This window comes from Metabacillus sp. Hm71, from assembly GCF_051842955.2.
GTDB lineage: Bacteria > Bacillota > Bacilli > Bacillales > Bacillaceae > Metabacillus.
This window is the reverse complement of record NZ_CM200278.1, coordinates 5,936,926-5,949,899: the sequence shown is the minus strand read 5'-3', so window position 1 is coordinate 5,949,899 and position 12,974 is coordinate 5,936,926. Positions and strand designations below refer to the sequence as shown.

15 protein-coding genes are annotated in these 12,974 nt (G+C 38.8%); 10 read left to right on the top strand and 5 right to left on the bottom strand.

Annotated features, from left to right (window positions below; all coding sequences use genetic code 11):
* Positions 1-22: 22 nt before the first annotated feature.
* Positions 23-337, bottom strand: coding sequence for a YflT domain-containing protein (locus tag ACSVDH_RS28955; protein WP_439252494.1), 315 nt, complete (start codon positions 335-337; stop codon positions 23-25).
* A gap of 159 nt (positions 338-496) precedes the next feature.
* Here ACSVDH_RS28955 and ACSVDH_RS28950 point away from each other — a divergent pair, with 159 nt between their 5' ends.
* The 5 genes from ACSVDH_RS28950 to ACSVDH_RS28930 all read left to right on the top strand — a co-directional run bounded on the left by ACSVDH_RS28950 (position 497) and on the right by ACSVDH_RS28930 (position 3,113).
* A complete protein-coding gene (locus ACSVDH_RS28950) occupies positions 497-1,318 on the top strand; it encodes a glycosyltransferase family 2 protein (protein ID WP_439252496.1) in 822 nt (273 codons plus the stop codon).
* A complete protein-coding gene (locus ACSVDH_RS28945; RefSeq protein ID WP_439252497.1) occupies positions 1,315-1,986 on the top strand; it encodes a uracil-DNA glycosylase in 672 nt (223 codons plus the stop codon). The genes ACSVDH_RS28950 and ACSVDH_RS28945 overlap by 4 nt, the downstream gene beginning before the upstream one ends.
* Positions 1,987-2,228: 242 nt before the next feature.
* On the top strand, positions 2,229-2,405 hold the full coding sequence (locus ACSVDH_RS28940; RefSeq protein WP_439252498.1) for a uracil-DNA glycosylase: 177 nt from the start codon (positions 2,229-2,231) through the stop codon (positions 2,403-2,405).
* 14 nt (positions 2,406-2,419) lie between these two features.
* Positions 2,420-2,728 (top strand): YwdI family protein, encoded by a 309-nt coding sequence (locus tag ACSVDH_RS28935; protein WP_439252499.1) that lies wholly within the window; start codon positions 2,420-2,422, stop codon positions 2,726-2,728.
* Positions 2,729-2,813: 85 nt separating this feature from the next.
* Complete coding sequence (locus ACSVDH_RS28930; protein ID WP_439252500.1) at positions 2,814-3,113, top strand: hypothetical protein; 300 nt, start codon at positions 2,814-2,816, stop codon at positions 3,111-3,113.
* Positions 3,114-3,481: 368 nt separating this feature from the next.
* On the opposite strand, the gene ACSVDH_RS28925 is transcribed toward ACSVDH_RS28930, so the two are convergent.
* Complete coding sequence (locus ACSVDH_RS28925; protein ID WP_439252502.1) at positions 3,482-4,918, bottom strand: amino acid permease; 1,437 nt, start codon at positions 4,916-4,918, stop codon at positions 3,482-3,484.
* Between the two features lie 561 nt (positions 4,919-5,479).
* Positions 5,480-6,853 (bottom strand): sigma-54 interaction domain-containing protein, encoded by a 1,374-nt coding sequence (locus ACSVDH_RS28920; protein ID WP_439252561.1) that lies wholly within the window; start codon positions 6,851-6,853, stop codon positions 5,480-5,482.
* A gap of 496 nt (positions 6,854-7,349) precedes the next feature.
* Here ACSVDH_RS28920 and ACSVDH_RS28915 point away from each other — a divergent pair, with 496 nt between their 5' ends.
* The 4 genes from ACSVDH_RS28915 to ACSVDH_RS28900 all read left to right on the top strand — a co-directional run bounded on the left by ACSVDH_RS28915 (position 7,350) and on the right by ACSVDH_RS28900 (position 10,808).
* A complete protein-coding gene (locus ACSVDH_RS28915) occupies positions 7,350-8,552 on the top strand; it encodes an ornithine--oxo-acid transaminase (protein ID WP_439252504.1) in 1,203 nt (400 codons plus the stop codon).
* A 67-nt stretch (positions 8,553-8,619) separates the two neighbouring features.
* A complete protein-coding gene (locus ACSVDH_RS28910) occupies positions 8,620-9,912 on the top strand; it encodes a Glu/Leu/Phe/Val family dehydrogenase (protein WP_439252505.1) in 1,293 nt (430 codons plus the stop codon).
* A 68-nt stretch (positions 9,913-9,980) separates the two neighbouring features.
* Entirely contained in the window at positions 9,981-10,133 is a 153-nt protein-coding gene (locus ACSVDH_RS28905; protein ID WP_439252506.1) for a hypothetical protein, read from the top strand.
* Between the two features lie 303 nt (positions 10,134-10,436).
* Positions 10,437-10,808, top strand: a complete 372-nt coding sequence (locus ACSVDH_RS28900) for a DUF423 domain-containing protein (protein WP_439252507.1) — start codon at positions 10,437-10,439, stop codon at positions 10,806-10,808.
* Between the two features lie 42 nt (positions 10,809-10,850).
* On the opposite strand, the gene gerQ is transcribed toward ACSVDH_RS28900, so the two are convergent.
* Positions 10,851-11,297, bottom strand: a complete 447-nt coding sequence (gerQ, locus tag ACSVDH_RS28895) for a spore coat protein GerQ (protein ID WP_518618386.1) — start codon at positions 11,295-11,297, stop codon at positions 10,851-10,853.
* Positions 11,298-11,474: 177 nt separating this feature from the next.
* On the opposite strand from gerQ, the gene ACSVDH_RS28890 reads away from it, so the two are divergent.
* Positions 11,475-11,951 (top strand): GNAT family N-acetyltransferase, encoded by a 477-nt coding sequence (locus ACSVDH_RS28890; RefSeq protein ID WP_439252508.1) that lies wholly within the window; start codon positions 11,475-11,477, stop codon positions 11,949-11,951.
* A gap of 46 nt (positions 11,952-11,997) precedes the next feature.
* Here the strand turns inward: ACSVDH_RS28890 and hemQ are convergent, their stop codons facing one another.
* Positions 11,998-12,750 (bottom strand): hydrogen peroxide-dependent heme synthase, encoded by a 753-nt coding sequence (gene hemQ / locus ACSVDH_RS28885; RefSeq protein WP_299094429.1) that lies wholly within the window; start codon positions 12,748-12,750, stop codon positions 11,998-12,000.
* Between the last annotated feature and the right edge of the window lie 224 nt (positions 12,751-12,974).

The following is a 12,974-nucleotide window of genomic DNA, read 5'->3' as shown; positions in this document are numbered from 1 at the left end:
CAAGGTGCTTTCACTTTTGTTACTATTGAGCAATTATTACAACTTTCCCCTCGTCCAATTCTCTTTCAAGCTGTGCCGCTTCTGTTTCGGAAACGCCTAATGATGACATCCTGGCGCGAAGTTCGTCACCGCGTGAGCGAAACGCATTTGCCATTAATTCAAAAAGCCCTTCTTCTTTCAAACCAATATTGTTTGTCTCTGTATTTTCTGTTAAATGCTTGGAGCGTTTTAAATCATGTGCGAATAAATAAATGTCATCTCTGTTATAGCCTTGAGTTTCAAGATTTTGAATTGCTTCTGTAGCTTGTACACCATTTTCAACAACATAAGTTTTCATGATTTTTTCATCTCCCTTTCGTTGTTACTTTGAACATACCCGTCTTATTGTGATAAAAACATGGATAAGAGAAAATAGGGAGAAAGTACCAGGTGATACTTTCTCTATATGAAATACTTAAACCTTGTTAAAATAAAGAATAGATATGAGGTGATAAAAATGAAAATATCGATTGTAATTGTAACCTACAATAGATTAATAGAACTTGCTGAGCTTCTTGAATCGATCTCCAACCAAACAGTGCCGCCACATGAAATTATTATTGTTAATGATGCAGGAACGAGCATTGTTCCATTAGTAGAACTTTATCAGGAATTGCCAATTAAGGCGATCGAGCTAGAGGATAATGTAAAGCATGTTCATGCGCGAAATATTGGTGTAAGAAATGTAACAGGTGATATCATCATGCTTTGTGATGATGATGATTATTTTACGGAGAGGCATATTGAACAGGTTCAAAAGGAGCTTGAAGAAGCTGATTTTGTTTATGCTGATGCGGAAATTGTCAGCTTTGAATTAAAGGGGGCAACCCGTTATCCTTTGGCGAGACGTCCATTTGCTTATAAGTATGACCTTGAGGAAATGAGAAAATTCTCGACCTATATTCCTTCAGGCAGTGCCTATAAAAAGGAACTTCATGATCAAATTGGTTTATTTGACCCTGAAGTTCATAATTACTGGGACTGGGACTTTTTTCTGCGTGCTGCTCAGGTATGCCGAGTAAAACGAATGCCTATAGCAAGTGTCATCTATGCTTTTTCTGAAACGGGAACGAATCAATCAGCAGATTTGAATGATAAGCGGAAGCAATTCCTAAGAAAACTATGTGACAAGCACCAGCTTGGTGATTTACCTATAAAAAATTTCTTTGTTCTCTTAGAGGAGCCTGAGATGAAGCAGCGTGAAGCGAAAACGAAAATCGTTTGGAACGGACAGCCTCTTCGTTCACGATTAGTGGAACCAAAGGAGGTAATCGGATGAAGCAATTACTACATTCTGATTGGACTGAAGTATTAAAGAGTGAATTTGAGAAGCCATATTTTCAAAAACTAACCCAATATTTACATGAGGAATATAGGCAAGGAACTGTTTTTCCAAAATGGGAAAATATGTTTGAGGCATTTAATAAAACGCCCTATGATTCAGTAAAAGCTGTTATACTTGGACAAGACCCTTACCATGGTGACGGACAAGCACATGGACTAAGTTTTTCCGTGCAGCCGGATGTTAAGCAGCCGCCATCATTACGAAATATTTTTATCGAGCTTCAGGAGGATCTCGGCTGTCAGCCTCCGTCAAACGGTTCCTTACTAAAATGGGCGCATGAAGGGGTGCTGCTGTTAAATACTGTTCTAACTGTAAGGAAAGGAACGGCTAATTCCCATAAAGGCAAGGGCTGGGAGCTTTTCACCGATGAAGTCATCAAACAGTTAAATCAACGGGAACAGCCAATTGTGTTTATTTTGTGGGGAAGACACGCAGGAGAGAAGAAGAAATTCATCACATCGTCCCAGCATTTCATTATTGAATCGCCACACCCAAGTCCATTTTCAGCAAGAAAAGGGTTTTTTGGCAGCAAACCATTTTCAAAAACAAACGATTATTTAAAACAAAGTCATATTAAAGAAATTAATTGGTGTCTAAATTAGGATCTTTTCTAAAAGATTGTTGTTTTTTAAATAGTTTTTATGCACAAAACTATTTAAGGTTGATTGGAGCGAGACAGGTGAGACCCCACAGGCTGTAAGCCGAGGAGGCTAAACCGCCCGCCCCGCGGAAAGCGAGCAACCTGGAGCGCAAATCAACCTATCCAAAACCTTGTTCAATGGCAACTAAGTTTACGAAAACAGCCTTAAATCAAGTATCAGCCTTATAAAAGGAGTTAAAACTAGTGAAAGAACAAGCTGTAAATTGTATAAAGTGCAGACATTTTTATATTACTTGGGATCCTGCATTTCCCAATGGCTGCCGAGCATATGGATTTAAATCAGCGAGCAGACCGGCGATAATGGTAAAAAAATCATCAGGAATCACATGCTTGAAGTATGAACCAAAGGCGAGCAAGTAAACGGAGGTTTTTTAGTGAATATACATGTATCAAAGCTCCTTGGAAAAATGGAGGAGGAGCTGGTAAAAGCAAAAAATTCAGAAACAGATAAAGAATTAAGGGAAAAGCTTGTCGTCATCCGCTCTTTATGTGAAATTATCTTAGAAGATGATACGTCTAGTAGCTCATTACGTATACCTTCACCAAAACCAAATGAAATTAACCCTGCAGAGCTGCAAAAAATGATGGGGAATTATTCAACAACTGCAAACCAACAATCTGGCATATCCTCCACACGTTACAAGGAAGAGGATGCAAATGGAGATTCCCTGTTTGATTTTTAACAATCGGTAGTTCCAAAGAAATCCATCATATTCTAACTTAATCAGGACAAAATGAATAGTAACAATTTAACTGGAGGTTATGAATATGACTTACGATGACTTATTTGGAATGGGGAGAACAAGGTTTAATATGGGGATTTTTAATGGTCCCTCACCTACTCAATTATCACATGATCGATATGATGTCTATGTGAATCAAGATTTCATTGGTCAGAAATATTTGCTGACCGCACAGGAATCTGTACAGGATATTGACGATTTTTTAATGAATGAAGGCTACAGTCAATTTCAATCCTATTTGGATGGCGATCATTATTATATAAACACAGTAAAAAATGAACAAGACATTGCAAATGTGTTGAAGGTTTATTTACAAAACCGTTAAGGAGAGCCAAGTTTATGGCTCTTTTTTTAAAAGCTTAAGAAAGTATAACTTTTTGTTCTTTGTTTTTTGTGTCAAGCTCCAGGCATCATCGGTCAAGCTCAGGACATGCAAGTGCAGTCAAGAGATCAGGACGCCCTAGTTTTTGATTACCTCTAGGGTCTAGACAAAAAGGGATGAAAGACCTTCTATTCCTATTCTCCTTATACTTGTCGGCGAATGCTAGTGCCATACGCTTTTCTTAGGATACGTTCGACTTTTTAAAAAGAATAATAATTAACTTTACGATAGGATATAAATTTAATGACTCTAGCGTCTTAATCGGCAAAAAAAGGATCTTTAATTGTAAGATCCTTTCCATAAAATCAAGGTCAAATGATCATTTTTTTATTTGATTGTAATTCCACCTCTTGTTTTGTTGAAGAAAGCCGCTGTTTCTTTTTTACCATGAAGTGATAATAGACATAGCAACCTGTGAAAAACGCTCCTCCGAAATAGAGTGCCAGCCTTTGCTCTGGATCAAATGCCAGACTGATCATAACGATGCAGTTTGCTAGTAATGCGATGAGGGGAACGATCGGATAGAGTGGTGTTTTAAATTTTAAATCCTCCACGTTTCCGCCTTCACGTATGAATTTTCTTCTAAATGCGATCTGAGAGGCCGTGATGGCAATCCAGCCGATTTGAGCTCCCAATCCTGCAAGGGAGAGCAGCCAAACAAATACAGTTTCTGCAGCGAAGAAACCTGAAAGTAAAGATAAACAAGCGATTGCAAGTGTGATAACTAGGGCATTAAATGGCACCCCTTTGTGATTGACCTTGCCTAGCTTCGGACTTGCCATGCCTTCTCTTGATAGAGAGTAAAGCATGCGTGTTGCCGCATAGAGGCCAGAGTTTGCAACTGATAATAGGGCTGTAAGAATGATGAAATTCATAATATCTGCTGAATAAGGCACGCCGATGCTATCTAGAACAACAACGAATGGACTTTCAACAACTCCCGCTTCCTCCATTGGAATGATGCCTGCGAGAAGAAACACGGATAAAACGAAAAAGAAAAGTGTTCTCCAAACGGTTTGTTTAATCGATTTAGGGATTGTTTCTTCTGGGTTTTCGCTTTCCCCAGCAGCGATACCAATTAATTCAGTGCCCTGAAAGGAAAAATTGACGGCAATCATTGTGATAAGAAGTGCTGTAACCCCGTTAGGTAAAAGACCTTCTGTGAAAAAGTTTGATAAAAATGGGGCATCTTTTCCGCTCTCCATATCAATCAGACCGAACATAGCAGCACCGCCGACTGTGATAAACATTAAGATGGCCAATATTTTGATGCTTGAAAATAAAAACTCGGTTTCGCCAAATGCTTTTGCTGATAAAGCGTTAAGCAGAAAAATCAATGTACCAAAGAGTACACACCACATCCAAACCGGAGAATCAGGAAACCACCTTTGCATCAGTTGCCCTGCTGACAGGAATTCAAGCGCAACAGTTACTGCCCATCCCAACCAGTAAAGCCAACCGATAGCGAAGCCTGTACCGGGACCGATAAATTTCGTCGTATATGTCTGAAAAGAACCGGAAACCGGCATTGCAACAGAAAGTTCACCGAGACAAAGCATCGTTAAGTACATGATTAATCCACCAACGATGTAAGAAAGGATTGCGCCAGTCGGTCCCGCTTGTTGAATGGTATAGCCGGAACCAAGGAAAAAGCCTGTCCCGATGCATCCTCCTAAAGAAATCATGAAAAGATGTCTTGCCTTCATGCTTCTTTTTAATTCATTTGTTTTGTTAGCTTCTAATGACATTTAATTCGCTCCTTGTAATTAATTTGAAAGCGTTTCCAATATTTAGATATTTGTAAACAACAATATACTTGGCATTACTCTTAATGATGCAAGTTCCGTGCCAAATTGTAAAGAGGTGAATTTTTGAAAGTTAATGAACAAAATTGATGGGAATTTTGCAGGTGATAGTTAAAATTTTTGCAGGGGATGCAAAAAAAATTTTGCGAGGGGGATGAAGCAAAAAAGTGAGGAGTTTCATAGGATTTAAAATCTCAACATAAAACGTACACGTTTCAAAATGACATGATATTTGTGCCGGGAAACCGTCTAGGCACCTTTTTAATCGATTTTTTAGAAAGGTCTTTTTTAAGAGCAGGTTGTTTTAAATAGGGACTATTTAGGGTTGATTGGAGCTGGTTGTGAGATTCCTGCCAGAGCAGCGGAACAGGTGGGACCACACAAGCGTTTGCGTCGAGGAGGCTTACCGCCCATCCCGCGGAAAGCGAGCATCTGGAGCGGAAATCACCTCCGCACTACTTAGTAAATAGCAACAAAGTTTGTGAAAACAGCCTTAAGAAATTTTTACCTGATGATAACATTCAGTTTTCGCATCCGATACTGTAAGCTTTGACGGCTTAAGCCAAGGAGGTTAGCTGTTCGAGAAATGTTATAATCGTTTTGTTTTAGGGCATGCTCAATACAGTACTTTTCAAATGATTCCAGCTGGTCCTTTAAATGGATAGTTGTATTCGTCTTATCATGAAAAAAAGATTCAACTCCAGTAGCAGGAATGGTTTTCTCTTTCATCTGCCATTTATTTCGATAATGGAAAGGCAAATGTGAGTACTTAATCATTTCTTCATTCATCATGATGTTCATAGCAGCTTCAATAATATGTTCCAGTTCTCGGACATTTCCTGGCCAATCGTAGGCAAGGAATGACTGAATGACCTCATCATCTAACCCTTTTACATCCATTTGAAACAATTCATTGTACTTCTCAATAAAGCTTTGGACTAAAAATGAAATATCTTCTTTTCTTTCGCGTAGCGGGGGAATAAATAGGGTCACTACCCCAAGGCGATAATATAAGTCTTTTCGTAAATTATTATTAGCGATGGCATCAATCGGATCCTCATTGATATTAGCGATGACTCGTACATCAACAGGTCTATCTTGTGTATCACCTATACGTCTAATCGTCTTTTCTTGAAGGACACGCAATAGTTTAGCTTGAAGGTTTGGATTTAATGAATTTATCTCGTCAAGGAGTAAGGTTCCTCCTTCTGCTTGTTCAAATAATCCTGCATGATCAGTAGCACCTGTAAATGCCCCGCGCTTTGTTCCGAATAAAAGGCTTTCTATTAAACTATCAGGAAGGGCTGCGCAGTTTTGCGAAATGAAGGGAGCGGCGGAACGGCTGCTGCCGTTATGAATACTTTGGGCAAATAATTCTTTCCCTGTTCCGGTCTCACCGACGATGAGTACATAAGAAGAGGTGCGAGTAGCTCGTTTTGCGCATTCAATTACTTCTTTTATTGAAGGGCTGCTCCCGATGATACTATCAAAGGTGTATCTCGTATTTCCTTTTCTCTTTATATTCCCTCTGATCAAGCGTTCTAGCTTCGTCACATCTTTCGCAATTTCGACCGCGCCTTGAATTTTGTCATTTTCTAAAATAGGAAGCGTATTGTTAATCGTTGTAATCTCTTTCCCTTTGTTATTGAAATACGTTTGTTTTACATTAATGGTTTCTTTTCCTTTTTGTAACGCTTGAACGAGAGTGCTTTCCTGGTTTTCTTTAAACATAAAAACATCCAATAAGTTTTTATTTAATACATCTTTACTATCCATTGACTCCATTTGCATCATTTTTTTGTTATATATGATGGTTTTTCCTGTTTCGTCTACTGCATGGATCCCAACATCTACTTCATCCATAATTCTTTCATACATACGATTCACGTATTGTAGAGCTTGTATCGTTTGTTTCAATTTTTCTACCATGATTTGATTCTCCCTTATCCAGGCATTCAGGCCTTTTTTGCGAATACATAAAACACAAGAAAAATAGTATGGCGTAAATGAATACTAGTTTTCTATAAAATAGCAAAAAAAATTGGCAATATTCAATCCCAATTTCTTTAATGCGCAAATTTTTTAAACCTAGTTTATCCTTGGAGTTAATCCTATACATCTTTTTGTGCAAAAAATTTTTGCGAAAATACCTCTGTTTTCTATAAAAAGGCAAAGGGAATTGGCAGCTTCCCATACTTTAACGCTATAAATGATAGTTGGCATGAAACTTGCAATTACTATCATTGCGCAGATAAAAGGAGGAAGATCAACGGATGTCTTAACCATCCATTCATTGAACCATTTACAGGTTTAATGCGAATTACTGCTCTTAAAAAGGAGCTATAGACACACTTGCTTAACAGGAGGAAAAAAGATGACTAAAACGATCACAAACACAAAAAGAATAATTGATCAAACAGAACATTTCGGAGCGAATAACTATCATCCGCTGCCAATCGTTATTTCTGAAGCGGAAGGTGTATGGGTAAGGGATCCGGAAGGCAACAAATATATGGATATGCTAAGTGCTTATTCAGCGGTAAACCAAGGACACTGTCACCCTAAAATTATTCAGGCGTTAAAAGCTCAGGCAGATCGAGTAACCTTAACATCCCGTGCTTTTCATAATGACCAGCTTGGCCCATGGTACGAAAAAATTTGTAAGTTGACAAACAAAAATATGGCCCTTCCAATGAACACAGGTGCAGAAGCTGTAGAAACAGCGGTTAAAGCAGCACGCCGCTGGTGTTACGAAGTAAAAGGAATTGCAGAGAACCAAGCGGAAATCATTGCATGCACAGGAAACTTTCATGGCCGTACGATGACAGCCGTTTCATTATCATCAGAAGCTGAATATAAAAGAGGATTTGGTCCGATGTTACCGGGGATTAAATTAATTCCGTATGGGGACATTTCAGCATTAAAAGCAGCAATTACACCGAACACAGCAGCGTTTCTAATTGAGCCAATTCAGGGAGAAGCGGGAATTGTGCTCCCACCGGAAGGATTCTTAAAAGCAGCTTCTGATGTGTGTAAAGAAAACAATGTATTATTTATCGCGGATGAAATTCAAGTTGGCTTAGCACGTACAGGGAAAATGTTTGCTTGTGAATGGGAAAACGTGAACCCTGATATGTTGATTTTAGGAAAAGCACTTGGGGGCGGAGTGTTTCCCATTTCTTGTGTGGTGGCGAATCAAGACATTTTGGGCGTTTTTAACCCAGGTTCCCACGGTTCCACATTTGGCGGAAATCCACTTGCTTGTGCGGTGTCCATTGCTGCACTTGATGTAATTGAAGAAGAAAAGTTAGAGGAGCGCTCACTGGAATTGGGTCAATATTTTAAACAAAAATTATCCGAAATCAGGAATCCTCTCATGAAAGAAGTAAGAGGAAGAGGACTGTTTATTGGAGTGGAGCTGCAGGAAGCTGCCCGTCCATATTGTGAAAAACTAAAAGAAGAGGGATTGTTATGTAAAGAAACGCATGAGACGGTGATTCGATTCGCACCGCCGCTTGTGATTTCAAAGAAGGATCTTGATTGGGCGATTGAAAAAATTCGCATAGTCCTGTCTTAAGACGTAAAGAAACGAAAATAAAGGATAGGATTAAATGTTTCATTCTACTATTTATGGGGGCGATAGGATGTCTACAACAAAGGTTTTAGAGAAATTATCCGAAGAACAGAAACTAGAAAAAGAATCATTGAATTTATTTTTTTCCACACAGACTGTTATTAAAAAAGCTCTAGATAAATTAGGCTATTCAAACGAAGTATTTGAATTATTAAAAGAGCCTATTCGAATGCTAACAGTTCGCATACCTGTCAAAATGGACGATGGTTCAGTCAAAGTGTTTACCGGTTTTCGTTCCCAACATAACGATGCAGTAGGGCCTACAAAAGGTGGGGTGCGTTTCCATGCTGAAGTAAATGAAGAGGAAGTAAAAGCATTGTCGATGTGGATGAGTTTAAAATGCGGCATTGCCAATCTACCTTATGGCGGGGGAAAAGGGGGAATTATTTGCGACCCAAGGGAAATGTCGTTTGGGGAGCTGGAGAGATTAAGTCGTGGATATGTTCGTGCCATCAGCCAAATTGTGGGACCAACAAAAGATATTCCAGCACCTGATGTGTATACGAATTCTCAAATTATGGCTTGGATGATGGATGAGTACAGCCGTCTCCGAGAATTTGATTCCCCTGGATTTATTACGGGGAAACCGATTGTTTTGGGAGGCTCACAAGGTCGTGAAACCGCAACAGCCCGCGGTGTCACAATTTGCATTGAAGAAGCGGTAAAGAAAAAAGGCATCGTCTTACAAGGTGCGCAAATCGTGATTCAAGGCTTTGGGAATGCGGGAAGCTTTTTAGCGAAATTCATACATGATGCAGGGGCAAAAGTGATTGGGATTTCAGATGCACATGGTGCACTTTATAATCCGGAAGGGCTTGATATTGATTTTTTGCTTGAACGACGCGATAGTTTTGGCACTGTCACAAATTTATTTACAAATGTCATAACGAATCAAGAACTGCTCGAAAAAGAGTGTGACATTCTTGTACCGGCTGCTGTCTCAAACCAGATTACTGCGAAAAATGCCCATCGTATTAAAGCTTCGATTGTGGTAGAAGCAGCAAATGGACCAACTACCCTTGAAGCAACCAAAATTTTGGATAAAAGAGGAGTCCTCCTTGTTCCGGATATCTTGGCAAGTGCAGGCGGTGTCACCGTTTCTTACTTTGAATGGGTTCAAAATAATCAAGGTTATTATTGGTCTGAGGAAGAGGTGGATGAAAAACTAAGAAAAGTGATGGTTGAATCCTTTGAAACGATTTATCAAACATCACAAGCCCATCAAGTGGATATGCGTTTAGCTGCCTATATGGTGGGAATTAAAAAGCCTGCTGAAGCTTCGCGTTTGCGCGGATGGGTATAAATGGGGAAATACCTCTCGATCTATGGAAAAAACGGTTAAAAAATATTAATTTATTGGAGGGATTTTCCATGTGGATCATCACTGCTCATTCAAAGAACAACATCAAAATGTTTGAGTTTGATACGGAAAAAGAAGCAAAAGAAGCTTTCGGTAGAATTCAAGGCTATAAAATCCTTACCAATGTCATTTACTTTAATGATTATTGCTTCGTTGATTCATGATTGTTGAAATTTCCATTTTATTTACAGATGTATCAAAGGTATAAATGACTCATAAAGTGTCGAGGAAACTTATCTAACAGCCAAGCGCTTTTTCAAAAAAGCCTTGGCTTTTCGTTTAATAGGAATAAAGGTAGTGAACATTTTCTATTCCTATTCACCTTATGTTTGTCACCTTAATGATCAGCGCAATCATATAATATCAATAGTTGCGAAATCGTCAATAAATTCCCCCATTTTAAAGTTGAAAACATGGAATAGTAGGGTAAGATGAAAGAGGAAGAAATAAGGGAGGTATGGAACAAGATGAAGCTTTTTCTTATTTTAGGAGCCATTAACGGATTTTTAGCTGTAGCGTTGGGGGCCTTTGGGGCACATGGATTAGAGGGGAAAATCCCAGAAAAGTACATAAAAACATGGCAGACTGGAGTAACCTATCAAATGTTTCATGCAGGTGGTTTGTTTGTCGTTGCCTTTTTATTAGAAAAATTGACAAATGTCGGATTACTATCAACAGCAGGTTGGTTGTTTTTAATTGGAATTATCCTTTTCTCAGGAAGCTTGTATATCTTAAGTGTGACACAAATTAGTGTTTTAGGAGCAATAACTCCTTTAGGCGGTCTTGCCTTTCTTGGTGGATGGCTGCTTTTAGGCTATGTCGCGATCCGATATCTATAACTAATACAAGAGGCTGGCTGAATTTGAGCCAGCCTTCATATGTTATCTTGGAGGATACGAAACTAAGCCTTGAATATCATAATTCAGCTCTTCATCAAATGTTATATAATCTAAGTACACCATTAATAATAAATAACGCATACCTGTTTGTGGGTCACTGAGAATGATATGATCACGGCCAGCTGCTTCGATTACCCCTTTAAAGATCTTCGCATTCCATTCACGGTTGTTTTCAAATGTCATATAAACTGTCGCTACTTTTCCACGATTCAAACGTAAAATGTTTTCAATATATGATTCTTCCATTGGCAGCATCCCAGGTATTTGCTGGGACGGTGTTTGTTGTTGTGGGAATGGCGGAACTTGCATTTGCATTCCGAATTGCTGTCCGCTTTGGGCAGGAAATGGGTATGTAGGATATGGCTGATATCCTCCACCCTGAAACATCGGCATTTGTTGACCTGCTTGCACTCCTTGTACTCCCGGCATTCCTTGCATATCAAAACCATAAGGCTGTGCTTGAACTTTTTTAGCCATACATTAACCCTCCTCACAAGATGGTAGAAAAATCGAAAGGGATTTCTACAATCATTCTTTGCTCATTCATAGGTATGTATGGGATAAACAACTTATGACTTTTAACGAAAAAATACAAGGAGAGAAAAGATGCAAATCATCACATTTGAAGAAATAACAGGGACGAAGCTGAGTATTGTCAAAGAAATTGTTGACTCAAATAAATGTTATAACCTATTAGAACATGGAAGGGGAACGCGCTCTTTGGAAGAATTAAAGGGTGAATTTCTAAATTCATCGACCCAAAGTGTATTTATTAAATGTGGCAGCAGCTATATTGGCGTTATTGATTTTTTAGATCACAATCCAAAGGATGGTTTTCCTTGGATAGGTTTGCTTATGATTTATAAAGACTTTCAGGGAAAAGGCTATGCCAAGCAAGCATATAAAGAATATGAAAAGAAACTGCTGCTTAATGGGATATCAGCGATTCGACTTGGGGTATTAATCGGAAATGAGCGAGCAAAAAACTTTTGGGAATCTATGGGCTTTGTTTATGTTGAAACAAAGGCATACAAAGAAAAAAGAGAAGTAGTAGTTTACGAGAAAGTGTTTTCCAAAAGATAAAAAACTGACTCGGAGGCTTTCTGAGTCAGTTTGTGTTTTAGTATCATTACTTCACATGAAAAAAGGAATAGAGTTTTGAAGAGCTTAACAGATGGCCTACAAAGAATGAACCAAATTCTCCATAGCGTGCACTGACCTCGTCGAAGCGCATTTCATAGACAAGCTTTTTGAACTGAAGCACATCGTCAGAGAAAAGTGTGACTCCCCATTCATAATCGTCAAAGCCGACAGAGCCTGTAATAATTTGCTTCACTTTACCAGCATAGGAGCGGCCGATAAGTCCATGACTCTTCATTAATTGGCGGCGTTCCTCCATTGAAAGAGAATACCAATTATCATTACCTTGACGTCGTTTATCCATTGGATAGAAGCATGAGTATTTCGCTTGCGGCAGTTTTGGATACAATCTTGCACGAACATGCGGATTTTGGTATGGATCCTCATTGCTTTCGCCAGCTAAATAATTGCTAAGCTCAACCACAGAAACATATGAATATGAAGGGATTGTAAATTCAGCAAGCTTCGTTTTGTTAAACTCTAGCTCAATTTCGTTAAGCTCCTCCATTGTCGGACGCAAAATCATCAACATGAAATCGGCTTTTTGTCCAACAATCGAATAAAGAGTATGGCTGCCTTGCTCAGCATCCTCTGCCTTCTCCCACTTTTCCATCAGCCCTAAAAATTCATGGATAGCAGCTTGACGTTCATCACTTGTTAAAAGCTTCCATGCTGACCAATCGATCGTACGGAAATCATGCAAACAATACCAGCCATCTAATGTTTGTGCTGCTTCATTCATTTATTTTCACTCCTATTTTAAATTCACTATGTACACTTTTAACTATATCATAGTTTGTCCATCCGACCATGTGAATAAAACTTGAAATTTATCGTGAGAAATACAGTGCTTTATAAAAACGAAGAGAAAAAGAATATGGTCAAATTTTAGAGGGAACCTATTGTATAGTCCTATTAACTTTTTTGTTTATTTTGAAATTAAAGACTTTTCAGTTGTAAGCGTTA

What these genes read in the sequence shown, in the direction of transcription:
- ACSVDH_RS28955 (WP_439252494.1), bottom strand. Translation starts at nt 337, where the DNA reads ATGAAAACTTATGTTGTTGAAAATGGTGTACAAGCTACAGAAGCAATT.
- ACSVDH_RS28950 (WP_439252496.1), top strand. Translation starts at nt 497, where the DNA reads ATGAAAATATCGATTGTAATTGTAACCTACAATAGATTAATAGAACTT.
- ACSVDH_RS28945 (WP_439252497.1), top strand. Translation starts at nt 1,315, where the DNA reads ATGAAGCAATTACTACATTCTGATTGGACTGAAGTATTAAAGAGTGAA.
- ACSVDH_RS28930 (WP_439252500.1), top strand. Translation starts at nt 2,814, where the DNA reads ATGACTTACGATGACTTATTTGGAATGGGGAGAACAAGGTTTAATATG.
- ACSVDH_RS28925 (WP_439252502.1), bottom strand. Translation starts at nt 4,918, where the DNA reads ATGTCATTAGAAGCTAACAAAACAAATGAATTAAAAAGAAGCATGAAG.
- ACSVDH_RS28920 (WP_439252561.1), bottom strand. Translation starts at nt 6,853, where the DNA reads ATGTATGAAAGAATTATGGATGAAGTAGATGTTGGGATCCATGCAGTA.
- ACSVDH_RS28915 (WP_439252504.1), top strand. Translation starts at nt 7,350, where the DNA reads ATGACTAAAACGATCACAAACACAAAAAGAATAATTGATCAAACAGAA.
- ACSVDH_RS28910 (WP_439252505.1), top strand. Translation starts at nt 8,620, where the DNA reads ATGTCTACAACAAAGGTTTTAGAGAAATTATCCGAAGAACAGAAACTA.
- ACSVDH_RS28905 (WP_439252506.1), top strand. Translation starts at nt 9,981, where the DNA reads ATGTGGATCATCACTGCTCATTCAAAGAACAACATCAAAATGTTTGAG.
- ACSVDH_RS28900 (WP_439252507.1), top strand. Translation starts at nt 10,437, where the DNA reads ATGAAGCTTTTTCTTATTTTAGGAGCCATTAACGGATTTTTAGCTGTA.
- gerQ (WP_518618386.1), bottom strand. Translation starts at nt 11,297, where the DNA reads ATGCCGGGAGTACAAGGAGTGCAAGCAGGTCAACAAATGCCGATGTTT.
- ACSVDH_RS28890 (WP_439252508.1), top strand. Translation starts at nt 11,475, where the DNA reads ATGCAAATCATCACATTTGAAGAAATAACAGGGACGAAGCTGAGTATT.
- hemQ (WP_299094429.1), bottom strand. Translation starts at nt 12,750, where the DNA reads ATGAATGAAGCAGCACAAACATTAGATGGCTGGTATTGTTTGCATGAT.